This is a genomic window from Arthrobacter sp. NPDC080086 (assembly GCF_040702285.1).
In genome coordinates, this window is record NZ_JBFBKP010000082.1 from 1 (window position 1) to 17,966 (window position 17,966).

Genomic DNA, 17,966 nt, shown 5'->3' on the forward strand with positions numbered 1-17,966 from the left:
GGCGAACGCTCCGAGCAGGTTTCCGGCGGCGTCGACGTCCATTCCGTCCGCCAACCCGTCGGCGTCGTCGCCTGCATCACCCCGTTCAACTTCCCCGCCATGGTGCCGCTGTGGATGATTGGCAGCGCCCTGGCCTGCGGCAACACCGTGCTGCTCAAGCCCAGCGAGAAGGACCCGTCCTCCGCCGTCTTCATCGCGCAGGTCTTCGCCGAGGCGGGGCTGCCCGCCGGCGTCCTGAATGTGGTGCACGGCGATAAGGAGGCCGTGGACGTGCTGCTGGAACACCCGCACGTGAAGGCCGTCAGCTTCGTCGGGTCGACGCCGATCGCCCAGTCCATCTACAAGCGCGCCGCCGACCACGGCAAGCGCGTCCAGGCCCTCGGCGGCGCCAAGAACCACATGGTGGTCCTCCCGGACGCAGACCTGGACATGGCCGCCGACGCCGCGGTTTCCGCCGCCTACGGCTCGGCCGGTGAGCGCTGCATGGCCGTCAGCGTGCTGGTGGCCGTCGGCAACATTGCCGACGACCTGGTCGGCGCGATCAAGACCCGGATGGCCACCCTGAAGATCGGTCCCGGCACCGACCCGGCCTCGCAGATGGGGCCGCTGATCACCGCCGAGCACCGCGACAAGGTCGCATCGTACGTGGCGGGCGCCGCGGACGAGGGCGCCTCCGTGGTGGTGGACGGCCGCGAGCAGGAGTTCGACTCCAACGGCTTCTTCATCGGCGTCAGCCTGATCGACCACGTCAAGCCCGGCATGAAGGTCTACGACGACGAGATCTTTGGCCCCGTGCTCTCCGTCGTCCGGGTCGAGACCTACGCCGACGCGGTGCAGTTGGTCAACGACAACGAGTTCGGCAACGGTGTGGCGATCTTCACCCGCGACGGCGGAGCGGCGCGCCAGTTCGAGTTCGACGTCGAGGCCGGCATGGTGGGCGTCAACGTCCCGATCCCGGTGCCGGTAGGGACCTTCTCCTTCGGCGGCTGGAAGAACTCGCTCTTCGGCGACACCCACATGTACGGGCCCGAAAGCATCCGCTTCTACACCCGCGGCAAGGTGGTCACCACCCGCTGGCCCGACCCCTCCACCTCGGTGATCGACCTGGGCTTCCCTCAGGTCGACTAGGGCAGCGGACCCGTCGCGATCAGCCCTTCATGATCTCCGCGCGCCGGGCCATGTAATCCTCCATGGCAAGCTCGCCGTTGCTGTACATCTGGTCCAGCTCGGCGAGCTTGCGGGCGCGGTAGCCCTGCGCGTTCGACGACGGCGGCAGGACCGGGGGCACGTCCTGCGGCTGCGGGGCGGGCCGGGGCGGGTTGTTCCGGTACTGTTCGCTGTCCTCGTAGGGGACCGGCGGCTGCGGCGCGGGGGACTGGTTGGCGGGGTACGGGCTGCCCGGGTACTGGCTACCCTGGGCAGGATTTCCGGGGTACTGCTGGCCGGCGGGGTACTGGTTTCCCGGGTACTGCTCAGGGTAGGGCTGGCCGGCGGGCGGCTGCGGGGGATTGAGCTGGCCGAAGCCGCCGTAGTAGTCCCGCTGGGTGAAGCCGTCCCGCGGCTGGTTGCTCTCGCCGGGCCCCGGGCCGGTGCCGGGGAAACCTCCGAAGCCGCCCGGCATGCCCTGGTACGGGCCCTGGTCCCGGTTCTTGTTCTGCACCGAGCGCCGGTAGTAGCGCATGGCGGCAGGAATCACGAGGGACAGGATGATGATCCAGAAGAAAATACTCACGGTACCGGGCCTCTCAGAAGATGATCTCCCAGCTTAACGCCCGGCACCCGCGGCCGGTGCCGGACTCAGGACCGCAGGGCGTCGGCGGCGTCCGCGCTGCCGACCGAACCCCCGGCGGCACCGGTCCCGGTGCCCTTGGGGCCCTCACCGGAGCCCAGCGGCACGCCGGGACCGAACACCGGCCCCGCCAGCGGACGCTTGGCGGTGATGCCGTCGCCGGAGGAGCGGTGCCGCAGCCGGCGCACCACCCACGGCACGAAGTGCTCCCGGGCCCAGATCAGGTCCCCGGTGCGCGCCTCGCGCCACGTCTGCGGCGGCAGCGGCTTGGGGGAGAGAGGTTCCAGGGTGTGCCGGACGTTCAGGGAATCGAGCACCATCGCGGCGATCGTGTGGTGGCCCAGCGGGGAGAAGTGCAGCCGGTCCGCATCCCACATCTGAGGGTCGCTCAGCTGCCGGAGGGACCACATGTCCGCGATGACCGCGTCGTGCCGGGCCGCCACCGTCCGGAGGTTCTCGTTGTAGATCGCCACCTTGCTCCGGATCCGGCCCAGCACCGAGGACCCCGTGTCGGGGCCGTTGAACAGCACCACCGTGGCGCCGTTCAGGCTCAGGATCTGCACCACCGAGTCCAGCCGCTCGGCCAGCACGTCGGGGTCGCCGCCGGGGCGGATCAGGTCGTTGCCGCCGGCGGAGAGGGTGACCAGGTCCGGCTTCAGCGAGAGGCAGTTGGCGAGCTGCTGGTCCACGATCTGCTGCAGCAACCGGCCGCGCACCGCCAGGTTGGCGTAGGCGAAGTCGTCGTGCCCCCGGCTGAGTTCCTCGGCCACTCGGTCCGCCCAGCCGCGGTGGCCGCCGGGGCTTGCGGGTTCCGGATCGCCGATCCCCTCGGTGAAGGAATCGCCCATCGCCACGTAGCGGGTCCAGGGGTGGTTGACCGTGCGGTCCGGATCGTTCTCCGTTGCTTTTGTTTCGCTCACCGTTCCATCCTGCCCCCTGCCCCGCAAATCGCGCCACCGTCGCATGTTACTGATTGGTAACTGCAAGAATGGAGCCATGACTGACGCCGCCGGCTACCCGGCAACCTTTCCCGAACCCGTCGTCCTCTGGTCCCGGCCCGAATCCGAGCGGGCCGGGCGGCCCCTGCTGGTGCTGCTGCACGGCTACGGCGCCAACGAACAGGACCTGATGAGCCTCGCGGACATGCTGCCGCAGGAGTTCGTCGTGGCCGCGCTGCGGGCACCGCTGCCCACCGGCCCCGGCTTCACGTGGTTCCCGCTGACGGCGTCCATCGAGTACTCCCTCGACGCGGTCAAGGAAGCCGCCGCCTACGCCGAGCACTGGATCGACTCGGTCAGCGGGGAACACCCGTCGGTGACGCTGCTGGGCTTCTCGATGGGGATGGCCCTGGCCACCACGCTGCTGCGCCGCCGCCCCGGGGCCTACGCCGCCGTCGTCGGCCTCTCCGGCTTCGCCGTGGACGCCGCCGGTGACCCCACCTTCCACGACGCCGATCTGGATGGCACCGTTCCGATGTTCTGGGGGCGGGACCAGCAGGACCCGGTGATCACCCCGGACAAGATCGAATTCACCATGGGCTGGGTGCGCAGGCACGTCAAGCTCACCAAGGTGCTCTATACGGGCATGTGGCACGGCATCAACCAGCAGGAGGTGGGCCATGTGGGGGAGTTCCTCACCCACGAGGTGCTCACCGCCTAGGGGACTGCCGTGACGCCGCGCTAGGCTCCCGCGGGGGTGCTGATCCGGACCGACTCGCCGTTGACCGTGACCACGTCGCCGTGGTGCAACTGCCGGCCGCGGCGCTCCTCGATCTCCCCGTTGACCTTCACAAGCCCGTTCTTGATCAGCTCCGCCGCTTCCACCCCGTCCTCGACCAGGCTGGCCAGCTTCAACAGCTGCCCCAGCCGGATCATCTCGTCGCGGATCGGGACCTCATCAATTTCCGGGTTGCTCATACAAGCAATAATGCCTGACCAAAGGTGCCACCAATGACCCACACGCCCCGGCTGCCGCTGCCGCTCGGACTCCTCGCCGCCGTCACCGCCGGCCTCCTGGTCCCCGTCCAGGCCCGCGTCAACGGCGCCCTCGGCACGGCGCTCGCCGACGGCCTCGCCGCCGCTGTGGTGAGCTTCACCACCGGCCTGATCCTGATGATCGCCATCTCCCTGGCGCTGCCCAGGGGCAGGGCAGGGCTGGCGGAGGTGCTGCCGGCCCTGCGGGAACGCCGCTTCCCCCGCTACTACGTGCTGGCTGGTGCCATCGGCGGACTCTTCGTCTTCGCCCAGTCCTTCACCGTGGGCCTGCTCGGCGTGGCGCTGTTCACCGTCGCCGCCGTCACCGGCCAGACCCTCAGCGGCCTGCTGGTGGACCGGATGGGCATCGGCCCGGCGGGCAAGCGGCCCATCACCGGCATCCGAGTCCTCGGCAGCGTCCTCACCGTCGCCGCCGTCGCCTGGGCCGTCTCACCCCGGTTCTCCGGGGGCGACGGCGCCCTCGACCCGCTGCAGCTCATCCTCCCGGTGCTGCTGCCCGTGCTGGCCGGTTTCCTGATGAGTTTCCAGCAGGCGATGAACGGCACCGCCACCGTCCACTACGGCACCCCCATCACCGCCACCCTGGTGAACTTCATCGCCGGCAGCGTGCTGCTGTGGCTGGCCTGGGCTATCAAATTGGCCATCGCCGGGGCTGGCAACGGCCTGCCCGGACAGTGGTGGTACTACCTCGGCGGCCCGATGGGCTGCATCTTCATCGCCGTCGCCGCGTTCCTGGTCCGCAGCCTGGGCGTGCTGGTCACCGGCCTCGGCATGATCGCCGGGCAGCTCCTCGGCTCGCTCGGCCTGGACCTCGCGCTGCCGGCCCCCGGCACCGTCGTCGCCCTCCCCACCGTGCTGGGCACCCTGCTCACCCTCGCCGCGATCGTCCTGGCCAGCCTGCCCTGGTCCCGGAACGCGCTGAAACGGTAGGGGCCACACGGGTAGGCTAGGACCTTGAATCACCCCGTTCGTACCACCCCGCCCGGCAACCAGCCGGTGACCCGGGGCCAACAGCGCGGACCGCACCCAGCGGCCCTGTAGAAAATGGAGTTCCCATGGCAGCAAAATCCGTACTCGACCAGATCATCTCCCTCGCCAAGCGACGGGGATTCGTCTTCCAGGCCGGCGAAATCTACGGAGGCTCACGCTCTGCCTGGGACTACGGTCCCCTCGGTGCCGAGCTGAAGGAAAACATCAAGCGGCAGTGGTGGCAGTCGGTCGTCCGCGGCCGCGAGGACGTCGTCGGCCTGGACTCCTCGGTCATCCTGCCCCGCCAGGTCTGGGAAGCCTCCGGCCACGTCGAGGTCTTCTCCGACCCGCTGGTCGAATGCCTCTCCTGCCACAAGCGCTACCGCGCCGACCACCTCGAGGAAGAGTACGAGGAGAAGAAGGGCCGCCCGGCCGAGAACGGCCTCAAGGACATCGTCTGCGCCAACTGCGGCACCCGCGGCCAGTGGACCGAGCCGCAGGAATTCTCCGGCCTGCTCAAGACCTACCTTGGCCCGGTGGCCAGCGAAGAGGGGCTGCACTACCTGCGCCCCGAAACCGCCCAGGGCATCTTCGTGAACTTCAACAACGTGCTCACCACCTCCCGGAAGAAGCCGCCGTTCGGCATCGGCCAGATCGGCAAGTCCTTCCGCAACGAGATCACGCCGGGCAACTTCATCTTCCGCACCCGCGAGTTTGAGCAGATGGAAATGGAATTCTTCGTCGAGCCGGGCACCGACGAGCAGTGGCACGAGTACTGGATGAAGGAGCGCATGGCCTGGTACACCGGCCTGGGCATCCGCGAGGAAAACCTGCGCTTCTTCGAACACCCCAAGGAAAAGCTCAGCCACTACTCCAAGGGCACCACGGACATCGAGTACCGCTTCGGCTTCTCCGGCTCCGAGTGGGGCGAGCTCGAGGGCATCGCCAACCGCACCGACTTCGACCTCTCCACCCACTCGAAGGCCTCCGGCCAGGACCTGAGCTACTTCAACCAGGCGACCAACGAGCGCTACACCCCGTACGTGATCGAGCCCGCCGCCGGCCTGACCCGGTCCTTCATGGCGTTCATGATCGACGCGTACGTCGAGGACGAGGCCCCCAACGCCAAGGGCGGCGTCGACATCCGCACCGTGCTCAAGCTGGACCCGCGCCTGGCCCCGGTCAAGGCCGCCGTCCTGCCGCTGAGCCGGAACGAGGACCTCTCGCCCAAGGCCAAGGACCTCGCCGCGCAGCTGCGCAAGAACTGGAACATCGACTTCGACGACGCCGGCGCGATCGGCCGCCGCTACCGCCGCCAGGACGAAATCGGCACCCCGTTCTGCATCACCGTGGACTTCGACACCCTCGAGGACCAGGCCGTCACCATCCGTGAGCGCGACACCATGAGCCAGGAGCGCGTCGCCCTGGACAAGGTGGAGGGCTACCTCGCCGCGCGGCTGATCGGCGCCTGAGCATGGCGATCGAGTACCGCCCCTGGCGCGACGGCGACGACCTGGCGCTGCTGGAAATCTGGGGCGGCCCGGAAACGGACCAGGCCCGGCAGTTCCGCGCCGCCCTGGCGCCCTCCAGCAACACCCCGTGGCGCCGCTGCATCGTGGCCGAGGACGTCGTCGACGGCGTGGCCATCCCGGTCGCGGCCGGCGTCGTGCACGAGGCCACGCTGCACCCGGAACGCCTCTGGGTGTACGTCGAGGTGGCGCGGGACCACCGCCGGGCCGGCATCGGCTCGACGTTGCTGGCCATGCTCCGGCACGAGGCCCAGCAGTCGCCCTCCGGCGTGACCCGGCTGCGGACCAAGGTTGAACCCGGCACCCCCGGCGCCGGCTTCGCCGAGGCCGCCGGCCTGACACCCATCCAGCGGTCCCGCCTGGTGGTGGTCGAACCCGGCGCCCTGAAGCTGCCCGTCTTCGGCGACGGCTCAGAGGCCGCGGCTTCCGAGCGGGTTGAGGACCTGGCCACCGGTTCGGTGGAACTGAGCGACGTCGTGGGCCGGTACTACACTGCCGTGCACCACTGGGACAGCCCGGGGGAGCTCAGCGTCGCCACGGTTCAGCGGCTGTTCCTCGATGACCTGACGGGGGCCCGCGGGGCGATCGTGCTGCGCGCACCGAAGGCCAGTGCCTTCGGCGCAGGCGTTCCGGCCAGCAGGAAGGGAAAGCTGCAGGCCTTCGCCGTCAGCTACGCGCAGGGCGCTCTGGAGACGGGTGCACTGGAGACGGGCACCCCCGATGCCGGCGCGGCCGGTGCGGGCGGGGCCGAGCCCTCGGACGTGTTCCTGGGCCACGACCCGGAGCTGTCCGCGGAGGACGCGCGGGCCGCCGTCCGGGACCTGCTGGCTCTGATCGCCTACCAGTACCCCGTGCTGCTGGAACTTGACGACTCGATGGAGGCGCTGACCGCCGTCGTCGAACCCCTGCTGGCGGCAGGCACCGCCCGGCTGGCCGAGGCGGATACGCTGATCCTCTCGGACCCCGCCTAAGCCGCCTTAAAATACACTGACCCGCAGCTGTTGTCATGATGACAACGGCTGCGGGTCAGTAGGGTTAAGGGCTACTTACCCGCTACTTTCCCGAAGGAATTACCGGCGGGACGAAGTCGAAGGTCATGCCCAGCAGCCAGACCAGCAGGAGCACCACCGGGAGGTGGAAGAGGAACTGCAGGAAGGTGAAGCCCACCAGGTCGCGGGCCCGCAGCTTCAGCACCGCGAGCAACGGCAGCATGAAGAACGGGTTGACCAGGTTCGGCAGCGCCTCGGCGATGTTGTAGATCTGCACCGTCCAGCCCAGGTTCATCTGCACGTCCGTGGCGGACTGCATCACGTACGGGGCCTCCACCAGCCACTTGCCGCCGCCGGAGGGGACCAGCAGGCCCAGCACCGCGGTGTAGAGGGCAATAACGACGGCGAAGCCGCCGCCGCTGCCGATCTGGGCGAAGAATTCGGCCAGGTGCCCGGAGATGGACATGCCGCCGGCGCCGGTGGCCTTGGTCAGGATCGCGGCCATCGCGGCGTAGAGCGGGAACTGGACCAGGATGCCGGCGGTGGCCGGGACAGCCTTGGTGACTGCCTGCAGGAAGTTCCGCGGCGTGCCGTGCAGCACCAGGCCCAGGATGAGGAAGACCAGCAGGTAGCCGTTGAGGCTGCTGACCACGGACAGGAACGGCTTGGTCAGGAACTGGGAGACCAGCCAACCCAGGGTCAGGAGCCCGGCCAGGATCGGCAGGATCCGGCTGTATTCGAGCCATTCACCCGGACGGGACCGGGGCGCCGGCTCGGTCGGGGCGTCGTCGAGGTCCACGCCCAGGTCCTGCGCGGTGCGGATCGAGCCGCCCTGCGGGGCGGAGAAGTGCGCGATCACGGTGGTCAGCAGCATCAGGATGGCCAGGGTCAGCAGCGACTGCCAGGTGAAGATGGTGGTGCCGAAGTCCAGGACGCCGGTGATCTTCAGCAGCGCCGGCGGCAGCGAGGCCGGGGTGGCCTGCAGCTGGGCGGCGGAGGAGGACAAGCCGAGGGCCCAGACGGCGCCGAGGCCCATGAACGCTGCCGCGCCGAGGGCCCGGTAGTCGACGGTGAGGTCCTTGCGGCGGGCGATGGCGCGGGCCAGCAGGCCGCCGAAGATCAGGCTCAGGCCCCAGTTGAGGAAGGACACGGACATGGACATCAGGGCCACGAAGCTGACGGCGGTGCGCGCGGTGGCCGGGACCATGGCCAGGCGGCTGATCAGGCGCGCCACCGGCGGGGACGTTGCCACGACGTAGCCGGTGAGGACCACCATGGCCATCTGCAGGGTGAAGGCGGTCAGGTCCCAGAAGCCGTTGCCGAACGAGTCGGCGATCGACTGCGGGGAGGCGCCGATGGCCAGTGCGGCGAGGGCGATGATGATGACCCCGGCGAGGGCGAAGATGTAGGCGTCCGGGAACCACTTCTCCGTCCAGGCGGCCATCCGTTGGGCGATCCGGGCGAGACCGCGTTCCTCGCCGATCGTGCTTGTGGTCAGGGCTGTGTTTGCCACCGGGGGTGTACCTCTCCATTGAGTGCGTTTTTCTACCCGATGGAGTTTAGCCAGCGCCCCGCCCCGGCCCGGGTTCATCGGCGCGTGTTGGCCCCGGCCTAGGCTCTCAGGCGGGCGGCGGAGCGCCGAGCGGTCGATCTGCCGCGGTCAGCGGCGGCGAAGCACAGCGTTGGAGCTCAGCGGCGGCGGGCGCGGGCGCGGCGGGGGCCCTCGGCCTCGTCCAGCCGGCGCCGCTGTTCCTCCGTGGGAGCGCCGCCGCCGTGGTCAGCGGGCATCCACCAGGCCCCGGGCGCGGGGCGCAGGGGGAAATCGGCCATGGCGACGTCGATCCCGTCCTGGAGTGCCGTCCGCAGCGCCTCGGTGGCGGCGGCGACGTCCACCCCCGGCCCGGGAGCGAGGGGTTCGCCCACATGGACCCGAACGGGGGCGCGCCAGGCCCGCAGCGGCGAGAAGCCGTGGTGCCGGGTCATGATCCGGTGCGCGCCCCAGACCGAGACCGGGATGACCGGGACACCCGCCTCGGCGGCCATCCGCACCGCGCCGGTCTTGCACTCGCGGACCTTGAAGCTGCGGCTGACGCCGGCCTCGGGCAGGATCGCCACGTACTCGCCGGCGCGGAGTTTCTGCACGGCGGCGTCGTAGGCGTGGGAGCCGGTCTCGTAGCCGACGACGACGTGCCCGGCGGCGCTCACGGCGGGGCCGGCGAACCAGTGGTCAGCCGCGCCCTGGGTGATGAGGAAGCGCATCTGCGCCCTGTTGCGGGCCCAGAGCAGCAGTTCGGCGGCGGCGAAGTCGAGGTACCCGAAGTGGGTGATCGCGACGACGGCCCCGGAGCCGGGAACCGGGGTGCGGGAGGCGGTGCCGCGGTGGTCCGGGGCCGGCAGGTGCTCCTGGCCCGTGACGATGATCCGGATCTGGAACAACCAGCGGAGGGCCTGCCCGGTGCGCACGATCGAGCGGTAGAAGCGGTCGTTAGGCGCCGGACGCCAGTGCGGGAACCGTCCCATTATTGCCCCCTACCCGTGCCCGTGCCCGTTGCGGCGCGGCGGGTCCGCGGCGGCCACGGCAGGAAGCCCGAGGTCGCCTCAACGTATTCCCGGTAGCCCGGCCGGCCGGCCATGGCCTTCTCGGTCAGCGGTTTGCCGGTCTTGCCGGACAGGGTCCAGATCATCAGGGCGGGGGAGAGGACGGTGAGGATGCCCGGCCAGGAGTCCGCCGCCACCAGGAACAGGCCGGCCCAGACGGCCGCGTCACCGAAGTAGTTCGGGTGCCGGGTGTAGCGCCAGAGGCCGGTGTCCAAAACGGTCCCGCGCCGGGCGGGATCGGCCTTGAACTGCGCCAGCTGCCGGTCGCCGACGGTTTCGAAGACAAAGCCGACGGCCCACAGCAGAGCCCCGGCCAGCGCCAGCCAGCCCAGCGGAGCGGTGGCGAACATCCCCACCTGCAGCGTTAGGGAGACGAAAAAGAGCACGATGCCTTGGGGCAGGTAGACGCGGCGCAGGGCGTAGACATCCCGGGAGCCGGGCGCGCCGTCGAGCATGGCGGTGTAGCGCGGGTCCTCGTGCCCGCCGCGCGCCCGGACGCCGATGTGCGCTCCCAGCCGCAGGCCCCAGACTGCCACGAGCACCAGCAGCAGGAGGCGCCGGCCGCCGTCGCCGTGCCCGGCTGAGAGCAGCCAGGACACCGCCGCCACGACCACGAAGCCGGGCCCCCACACGACGTCCATCACCGAGTGCCGGCGCTGCCGGACGGCGACTGCGAAGGTCACGGCCAGCAGTGCCGCCACGGCCAGTGCGGCCCAGGGAAGGCTGGCCAGGAAGGCCTCCAGCGGGAAGTCCAGCGGCGGGAAAGCCTGCATTAGAGAACCACCGGCAGCGCAGCCGCGGCCGGCAGCACCTGGCGGAGAGCATCGGTTCCGGCAGGCCTGGCGCCGGTGCTGGCGGCAAACGAGTCCAGGATGAAGCCATTGGCCAGGGAGTTCCAGAGCCCCACCCGGCGGAACATAAAGTGCCCGGCGCCGGTGAGCGAGACGTAGTCAATCGAGGCGGCGATCCCCTCCGCACGGCGGGCGTAGGCCAGGGAGTTCACCGGGCTGGTCCAGCGGTCCTCGTCCCCGTGGACGATCAGGACGCGGCGGCCCGCCACGCGCTCCACCGGCGTCGCGGCGGTCAGCCAGGGGGCGAGGGCGACGACGGCGGCAACCTGCGGATCGTCGGCGACGCAGAGGGCCGTGAGGCCGCCCATGGAGTGGCCCAGCAGGAACACCGGGACGCCCGGGTGTTCGCGCGCGATCTGCGACAGGGCCCAGCGGGCGTCCTGCACGGGGGACATGTCCGGGCCGTTCCAGCCGCGGTACCGGTTCCGCATGGTCCAGACCGCCAGGCCATGCGGTCCGCCCTGGCTGCGCAGGGCCTGGGCGAAGGGCAGCATCCGGGCCGGGCTGAGGTGCCGGGCACGGACCTGGTCGAAGCTGTCCGCCCGTCCACCGTGCAGCACCAGTGCGACGCCGCGGGTCTGCCCCTCGGCGTCGGCGACGCTCAGCTCCGCCCGGGCCTCCGGGCCCGGGCCCGTGTGTTCGCGCTCGTCTGCAATTCGCCTGGCCACGATAGTGTCCTCCACCCTGCTTGTCCTGCCCATACCAACACCGGGCCCGCGGGCGAAGTTCCCGCACGCCGAGTTTATGTCCCGCGGTGATTCGGAACCCGCCACGGCGGGGATGGGTGCGCCGTGCCACCGTGCCCGGGCGGCAACGTTCTCCCCGTAGGATTTTCGGCATGGAGATCACCTGCTGATGGGCGCCGGACACTCGCACGCCCCGCACCCGGCCGAACCGCCGTCGCCCCGTGCCCTCGCGGCCCGCCGCAAAGCCAACTGGATCCTGGCGGCGGTCCTGGCGCCTTTGACCGTCCTGACCATTGTGGCGATGATCCTCCTCTGGCCCTCGGGCAGCAAGGAAGGCCTCACCCTCGCCAGCCCCTACGCCGCCGCCCCGGGCGTCACCTTCGACACCGGCAAGATCCAGCGCGTCGTGACCGGCAGCTGCATGGACACCACACAGGGTCAAACGCCAGCGCAGGGGCAGCAGCCGGCCCAGCAGGGCCAGCCCGCCGACGGGCAGTCCGCCCAGCCCCAAGCTCCGGGAACGGGCTCGCAGTGCACCTTCGCCTGGACGGATCCGGACCAGGGCGGCAACCCGGTCAAGGTGGTGATCAACCCCGACGTCGCCAAGTCCCACGGCGTCAAGGTCGGCGACAACATTCGCTACCTCAACCTCTCCCGGGTCCAGGGCGCCGACGCCGGCGGCTCCCCGGCGTTCGTCTTCGTCGACTTCGTCCGGACCCTGCCGATCATCCTGCTCGCGGTGCTCTACGCCGTCGTCGTGATCGCCGTCGCCCGCTGGCGCGGACTGCGGGCGCTCATCGGCCTCGTGGGTGCCTATGCGGTGCTGGTCTCCTTCATGCTGCCCGGCCTCGTGGAGGGCAAACCGCCGCTGCTGCTGGCCCTGGTCGGATCCACCGTGATCATGATCGGGGTGCTCTACTTCGCGCACGGGTTCACCGCCCGGACCTCGACGGCGCTGCTGGGCACCATGTTCGGCCTGGCGATCACCGCCGCGCTCGCAGCCTGGGCCACGGACGCGGCGAACCTGGCCGGCGTCGGGAACCACGACGCCGCCACGCTCGCCAACGTCTCGGACCACATCTCGATCTCCGGAATCATCCTCTGCGGGCTGATCATCTCCGGCCTCGGCGTCCTCAACGACGTCACCATCACCCAGTCCTCCGCCGTCTGGGAGCTCTGGGAACTGGCACCGGAGACCTCGGCACGGAAGCTCTTCGCCTCGGCCATGCGGATCGGCCGCGACCACATCGCCTCCACCGTCTACACCATCGCGTTCGCCTATGCGGGCGCGGCGCTGCCCATCCTGATCATCGTGATGCTCTACGAGCGCCCGCTGGGGGACGCACTGACCAGCGCCGAACTCTCCGAAGAGGTGGTCCGCACCCTGGTCGGGTCGATCGGGCTCGTCCTGGCGATCCCCGTGACCACCCTGATCGCCGTGCTGGTGGTCAAGGCCACCGGGCTCCGTTCGGGCGGGCCCGCGGCGCCCCTTGCCGGCAGTCCGGGACCCGCCGACAACCGGGACCCGCGCCCCGCCGCCGGCCGGGAACCGGCCCCGGCCGTCGACGCCGGTCCGGATGCCCCGCCGGAGAAGCGCCGGGGCCGGCGCGCGGCCCCGGTTTCCACATAGCGGGCACGGCGCGGCCTCGATTTGTCCGGCTTTGAGACAATGGAGGGGTGACTGTTGTAGCAACCCCTCCCGCCCCCAAGCTGGAACTGCCGCCCCTGAAGCTGGGCCCGATCACGGTGGACACGCCCGTGATCCTCGCCCCGATGGCAGGCATCACCAACTCCGCCTTCCGCAGGCTCTGCCGTGAATACGGCGGCGGCCTCTACGTCGCGGAGATGGTCACCTCCCGTGCCCTCGTCGAGCGCACCCCCGAATCGCTGCGCATCATCTCCCACGACGACGACGAAAAGGTCCGCTCCGTCCAGCTCTACGGCGTGGACCCGGTCACCGTCGGCGCGGCCGTGCGGATGCTCGTCGAGGAGGACCGCGCGGACCACATCGACCTCAACTTCGGCTGCCCGGTGCCCAAGGTGACCCGGCGCGGCGGCGGCTCCGCCCTGCCCTGGAAGATCGACCTGTTCACCTCGATCGTCCAGACCGCCGTCAAGGAAGCCTCCAAGGGCAACATCCCGCTGACCATCAAGATGCGCAAGGGCATCGACGATGACCACCTGACCTACCTCGACGCCGGCCGGATCGCCCGCGATTCGGGCGTCGCCGCCGTCGCCCTGCACGGGCGCACCGCCGCCCAGTTCTACTCCGGCCAGGCCGACTGGTCCGCCATCGCCCGGCTGCGCGAGGCCCTCCCGGACATCCCCGTCCTGGGCAACGGCGACATCTGGTCCGCGGAGGACGCCGTCCGCATGGTCCGGGAAACCGGCGTCGACGGCGTCGTCGTCGGCCGCGGGTGCCAGGGCCGGCCCTGGCTCTTCGGCGACCTGATGGCCGCCTTCGAGGGCAGCGACGTCCGGCACAAGCCGGGACTGCGGCAGGTCGCCGAGGGTATCTACCGGCACGCCGAACTGATGGTCGAGACCTTCGGTGACGAGGGGAAGGCCCTGCGCGAGATCCGCAAGCACATGGCCTGGTACCTCAAGGGCTACGTGGTGGGCAGCGACCTGCGCCACCGGCTGGCCCTCGTCACCAGCCTGGAGGTGCTCCGCGGCACCCTGGACGAGCTGGACCTCGACTCGCCCTACCCGGGCGTCGACGCCGAGGGGCCCCGCGGCCGTGCTGGCTCGCCGAAGAAACCCGCCCTGCCCAAGGACTGGCTACTGGACCGCCGCCTGAACGCGGAGCAGTCCCAGGAGATCGCCGCCGCCGAACTGGACGTCTCCGGTGGCTGAGACCCGGACCGCCGCCCCCGTGCTGGACGGCTACGTGGAGAGCGACACCGCCCGCTGGGTCGAGGAGCCGCCCAAGAGCACCTACCGGTCCGACTTCGAACGGGACCGTGCCCGGGTGCTGCACTCCTCGGCGCTGCGCCGGCTCGGCGCCAAGACCCAGGTGGTCGCCCCGGATACCGACGACTTCGTCCGCACCCGGCTCACGCACAGCCTCGAGGTCGCCCAGGTGGGCCGCGAACTGGGCCGCGCCCTGGGCTGCGATCCCGACGTCGTGGACACCGCCTGCCTCAGCCACGACCTGGGCCACCCGCCCTTCGGGCACAACGGCGAGTCCGCCCTGAACGAGGTGGCGCACGCCATCGGCGGCTTCGAGGGCAATGCCCAGACCCTGCGCCTGCTGACCCGGCTGGAACCGAAGGTCCTCGCCGCGGACGGCCGCCCGGCCGGGCTGAACCTGACCCGGGCCAGCCTCGACGCCGCCGCGAAGTACCCCTGGTCGGCGGAAAACGCGCCCGTCATCCACGGCCAGCGCACCAGCAAGTTCGGCGCCTACGAGGACGACCTGCCCATTTTCGACTGGATCCGGGAGGGGGCCCCGGAGCGGCGCTCCTGCCTCGAGGCCCAGGTCATGGACCTGGCCGACGACATCTCGTACTCGGTGCACGACGTCGAGGACGCGATCGTCGCGGGGCACTTCCAGCTGCGCTGGATGGACAATCCGGACCACCGCGCCCGCGTCGTCGGCTACGCCAAGCAGTGGTACCTGCCGCACAACGACCCCGCCGCGATCGACGCCGCCCTGGCCCGCCTCGAGGCCACCAGCGTCTGGGTCCGCGAGGCCGACGGCAGCCGCAAGTCCATGGCGGCCCTAAAGGACATGACCAGCCAGCTAATCGGCAGGTTCTGCCAGAGCGCCCTGGAGACCACCCGCGCCGTGTACGGGCCGGAGAACCTCACCCGCTACAACGCCGAACTGATCGTCCCGGACGAGACCGTGATGGAGATCGCGGTGATGAAGGGCCTGGCCACCACCTTCGTGATGACCACCGAACACCGGCAGCCGATCTACGAACGCCAGCGCGAGGTCCTGCACGCCCTGGTGACCGCGTTGAACGCCACCGGCGACCGGCACCTCGAGCCGATGTTCGCCGCGGACTGGCGCGCCGCCGCCGACGACGGGGCGCGGCTGCGCGTCGTCATCGACCAGGTAGCCTCGCTCACCGATGGCTCCGCGCTGGCCATGTATGAACGGCTGGTCGGCAGCCTACCGTCACTGTGGTGACAGCGGGAGTGACTAGGATGGCTCCGTGGCCGGCCTGATCAAACGCGAAGACATCGACGAGGTGCGCCAGCGCACTGACATCAAGGAAGTCGTCGACGGCTACGTCACGCTCAAGGGCGCCGGCCTCGGCTCCTACAAGGGCCTCTGCCCATTTCACGACGAGCGTTCCCCCTCCTTCACCGTCCGCCCCCAAGTGGGCCGGTACCACTGCTTCGGCTGCGGCGAGGACGGGGACGTGATCTCCTTCGTGCAGAAGCTGGACCACACCACCTTCCACGAGGCGGTCGAGAAGCTCGCCGCCCGGATCGGCTACGAGCTCCGCTACGAGGACGGCGGCTCCGGCCCCAACCGCGAGGAGATCGGCCGCCGCCAGCGGCTCCTGGATGCGCACAAGATCGCCGACGAATTCTTCCGCACCCAGCTCCTGACCCCGGGTGCCGCCGAGGGCCGGAACTTCCTCTACGGCCGCGGCTTCGACCGGGCGGCCTCCGAGCAGTTCGGCGTCGGCTACGCCCCGCAGGGCTGGGACTCGCTGCTGAAGCACCTCCGCGGCCGCGGCTTCACCGATGCTGAACTCAAGCTGACCGGGATGTTTTCCGAAGGCAACCGGGGTATCTATGACCGCTTCCGCGGCCGGCTGATCTGGCCCATCCGCGACATCGCGGGGGACACCATCGGCTTCGGCGCCCGGAAGCTCTACGAGGACGACCAGGGCCCGAAGTACCTCAACACCCCGGAGACGGCGCTCTACAAGAAGTCCCAGGTCCTCTACGGGATCGACCTGGCCAAGCGCACCATCGCCAAGGACCGGCAACTGGTGGTGGTGGAGGGCTACACCGATGTCATGGCCTGCCACCTGGCCGGGGTGACGACGGCGGTGGCCACCTGCGGCACCGCCTTCGGCACGGACCACATCAAGATCGCCCGCCGGCTGCTCTCCGACGACGGCAGCGGCGGCGAGGTCATCTTCACCTTCGACGGCGACGCCGCCGGCCAGAAGGCCGCCCTGCGCGCCTTCGAGGAGGACCAGAGGTTCGTGGCCCAGACGTACGTGGCGGTTGAGCCCACCGGGGCCGACCCCTGCGAACTGCGCCAGGCCAAGGGCGACGCCGCCGTGCGCGACCTGATCGGCACCCGGCGCCCGCTCTTTGAGTTCGCCATCCGGGCCACCCTGCGCCGGCACAACCTGGATACCGTGGAGGGACGGATCTCGGCGCTGCGCGAGTCCGCGCCCGTCGTGGCGCAGATCCGCGACGCCGGCATGCGCCCGGCCTACGCCCGCGAGCTCGCCGGCTGGCTCGGCATGCCCGTGGAGGACGTCAGCCGGGCAGTAGGCGCGGCCATGAAGCGCGGCACCCAGGGCGGTCCCGGTCAGCAGGGCGGCCGCGGGGGAGCGGGCCAGGGCAACGGCTTCGGTTCCATCGGTCAGCAGGGTGGGTACCAGCAGAACCAGCAGGGCTACCAGAACCAGGGCGGCTACCAGAACCAGGGCGGCTACCCGCAGCAAGGCCAGAACCCCGGCGCGGGAGCGCCCGGCGTGGCGCCGCTGCCGCCGTCGGCCGCGCTGCCGGCGTTCAACCGGCCCGATCCCCGGGACCCCGTCGCGGCGATGGAACGGCAGGCGCTGGAAGTGGTGCTGCAGCAGCCGTCAATGCTGGAGGGAACCACCTGGGAGCGCTTCTCAGAGGCGCGGTTCTCCACCCCCGCCTACCTCGCAATCCACGAGGCCATCCGCGCCACGGGCCTGGCCTCGGCCGCGGATCCGGCCCGCTGGGTCGCCGAGCTGCTCCAGGAGGTTCCGGAACCGCTCCGTCCGCTCGTCTCCGAGCTCTCGGTGGTGCCGTTGCCGGCCAGCACCGAGGAAGCCGTGCAGCGCTACTGCCGGGACATCCTGGCGCGGCTGTTCGAACTGCAGATCACGCGGGTCAAGGCGGACAAGATGGGCCAGCTGCAGCGCCTCGACGCCGCGGCGAACCCGGAGGAGTTCCAACGGCTCAACCGCGAGCTGATGGAACTGGAGATGCAGCGGCGGTCGCTGCGCGCCGATTCCTGAGGTTTCGCCCCGCGGCCGGCGGACCGACCGGCCCCGATTTCGCTTCCGGGCCGCGGGTTTGCTAGGCTAGTACCCGCTTCATTCCTCCTTAGCTCAATTGGCAGAGCATTCGACTGTTAATCGAAGGGTTGCTGGTTCAAGTCCAGCAGGAGGAGCGCACAGTCCCCGTTCCGGTCCGCCGGAGCGGGGACTTTTTTATACCCGGCGGGGGTATCTGTCGGGGCGCCGGGGGCCGATTTCCTTAGTGGTAAAACCTTTGCTAATGTCATACCTGCTTCATTCCTCCTTAGCTCAATTGGCAGAGCATTCGACTGTTAATCGAAGGGTTGCTGGTTCAAGTCCAGCAGGAGGAGCGGACAGGCCCCGCGGC

The 17,966-nt window shown here is 70.2% G+C and carries 16 protein-coding genes and 2 tRNA genes; 11 read left to right on the forward strand and 7 right to left on the reverse strand.

Annotated elements, in window-relative coordinates; genetic code table 11:
- The coding region (gene mmsA, locus AB0305_RS19415) for a CoA-acylating methylmalonate-semialdehyde dehydrogenase (RefSeq protein WP_366173700.1) at positions 1-1,128 on the forward strand (1,128 nt) is incomplete at its 5' end.
- Positions 1,129-1,147: 19 nt separating this feature from the next.
- Here the strand turns inward: mmsA and AB0305_RS19420 are convergent.
- Positions 1,148-1,732: a hypothetical protein gene (locus tag AB0305_RS19420; RefSeq protein WP_364137037.1), complete on the reverse strand. Its 585-nt coding sequence runs from the start codon at positions 1,730-1,732 to the stop codon at positions 1,148-1,150.
- Positions 1,733-1,797: 65 nt separating this feature from the next.
- Positions 1,798-2,637 (reverse strand): SGNH/GDSL hydrolase family protein, encoded by an 840-nt coding sequence (locus tag AB0305_RS19425; protein WP_364137317.1) that lies wholly within the window; start codon positions 2,635-2,637, stop codon positions 1,798-1,800.
- Positions 2,638-2,785: 148 nt separating this feature from the next.
- On the opposite strand from AB0305_RS19425, the gene AB0305_RS19430 reads away from it, so the two are divergent.
- Positions 2,786-3,448, forward strand: coding sequence for a phospholipase (locus AB0305_RS19430; RefSeq protein WP_364137039.1), 663 nt, complete (start codon positions 2,786-2,788; stop codon positions 3,446-3,448).
- A gap of 20 nt (positions 3,449-3,468) precedes the next feature.
- On the opposite strand, the gene AB0305_RS19435 is transcribed toward AB0305_RS19430, so the two are convergent.
- Entirely contained in the window at positions 3,469-3,705 is a 237-nt protein-coding gene (locus tag AB0305_RS19435; protein ID WP_290258422.1) for an RNA-binding S4 domain-containing protein, read from the reverse strand.
- A 33-nt stretch (positions 3,706-3,738) separates the two neighbouring features.
- On the opposite strand from AB0305_RS19435, the gene AB0305_RS19440 reads away from it, so the two are divergent.
- The 3 genes from AB0305_RS19440 (at position 3,739) to AB0305_RS19450 (ending at position 7,252) form a co-directional block, all read left to right on the forward strand.
- Positions 3,739-4,713, forward strand: a complete 975-nt coding sequence (locus AB0305_RS19440) for a DMT family transporter (RefSeq protein ID WP_364137041.1) — start codon at positions 3,739-3,741, stop codon at positions 4,711-4,713.
- 125 nt (positions 4,714-4,838) lie between these two features.
- Positions 4,839-6,224: a glycine--tRNA ligase gene (locus tag AB0305_RS19445; RefSeq protein ID WP_364137043.1), complete on the forward strand. Its 1,386-nt coding sequence runs from the start codon at positions 4,839-4,841 to the stop codon at positions 6,222-6,224.
- Positions 6,225-6,226: 2 nt separating this feature from the next.
- Positions 6,227-7,252 carry a GNAT family N-acetyltransferase gene (locus AB0305_RS19450; protein WP_364137045.1) on the forward strand — a complete coding sequence of 342 codons (1,026 nt, stop codon included), beginning with the start codon at positions 6,227-6,229 and terminating at the stop codon, positions 7,250-7,252.
- Positions 7,253-7,334: 82 nt separating this feature from the next.
- On the opposite strand, the gene AB0305_RS19455 is transcribed toward AB0305_RS19450, so the two are convergent.
- From AB0305_RS19455 to AB0305_RS19470, 4 genes are all read right to left on the reverse strand, one after another.
- On the reverse strand, positions 7,335-8,783 hold the full coding sequence (locus tag AB0305_RS19455; protein WP_364137047.1) for a TIGR00366 family protein: 1,449 nt from the start codon (positions 8,781-8,783) through the stop codon (positions 7,335-7,337).
- Positions 8,784-8,959: 176 nt separating this feature from the next.
- Positions 8,960-9,790, reverse strand: coding sequence for a lysophospholipid acyltransferase family protein (locus AB0305_RS19460; protein WP_364137049.1), 831 nt, complete (start codon positions 9,788-9,790; stop codon positions 8,960-8,962).
- On the reverse strand, positions 9,790-10,641 hold the full coding sequence (locus AB0305_RS19465) for a DUF1295 domain-containing protein (protein WP_364137051.1): 852 nt from the start codon (positions 10,639-10,641) through the stop codon (positions 9,790-9,792). The genes AB0305_RS19460 and AB0305_RS19465 overlap by 1 nt, the downstream gene beginning before the upstream one ends.
- Positions 10,641-11,387, reverse strand: a complete 747-nt coding sequence (locus tag AB0305_RS19470; RefSeq protein ID WP_364137053.1) for an alpha/beta fold hydrolase — start codon at positions 11,385-11,387, stop codon at positions 10,641-10,643. The genes AB0305_RS19465 and AB0305_RS19470 overlap by 1 nt, the downstream gene beginning before the upstream one ends.
- Positions 11,388-11,574: 187 nt before the next feature.
- On the opposite strand from AB0305_RS19470, the gene AB0305_RS19475 reads away from it, so the two are divergent.
- From AB0305_RS19475 to AB0305_RS19500, 6 genes are all read left to right on the forward strand, one after another.
- Positions 11,575-13,035, forward strand: a complete 1,461-nt coding sequence (locus AB0305_RS19475; protein ID WP_366173705.1) for a YibE/F family protein — start codon at positions 11,575-11,577, stop codon at positions 13,033-13,035.
- 47 nt (positions 13,036-13,082) lie between these two features.
- Positions 13,083-14,261, forward strand: coding sequence for a tRNA dihydrouridine synthase DusB (gene dusB, locus AB0305_RS19480; RefSeq protein WP_290258413.1), 1,179 nt, complete (start codon positions 13,083-13,085; stop codon positions 14,259-14,261).
- Positions 14,254-15,543 (forward strand): deoxyguanosinetriphosphate triphosphohydrolase, encoded by a 1,290-nt coding sequence (locus AB0305_RS19485; RefSeq protein WP_364137057.1) that lies wholly within the window; start codon positions 14,254-14,256, stop codon positions 15,541-15,543. The genes dusB and AB0305_RS19485 overlap by 8 nt, the downstream gene beginning before the upstream one ends.
- A 25-nt stretch (positions 15,544-15,568) precedes the next feature.
- On the forward strand, positions 15,569-17,596 hold the full coding sequence (gene dnaG / locus AB0305_RS19490) for a DNA primase (protein ID WP_364137059.1): 2,028 nt from the start codon (positions 15,569-15,571) through the stop codon (positions 17,594-17,596).
- A gap of 82 nt (positions 17,597-17,678) precedes the next feature.
- Positions 17,679-17,751: transfer RNA gene (locus AB0305_RS19495), tRNA-Asn, on the forward strand.
- A 125-nt stretch (positions 17,752-17,876) separates the two neighbouring features.
- Positions 17,877-17,949, forward strand: a tRNA-Asn gene (locus AB0305_RS19500).
- Positions 17,950-17,966: the final 17 nt, after the last annotated feature.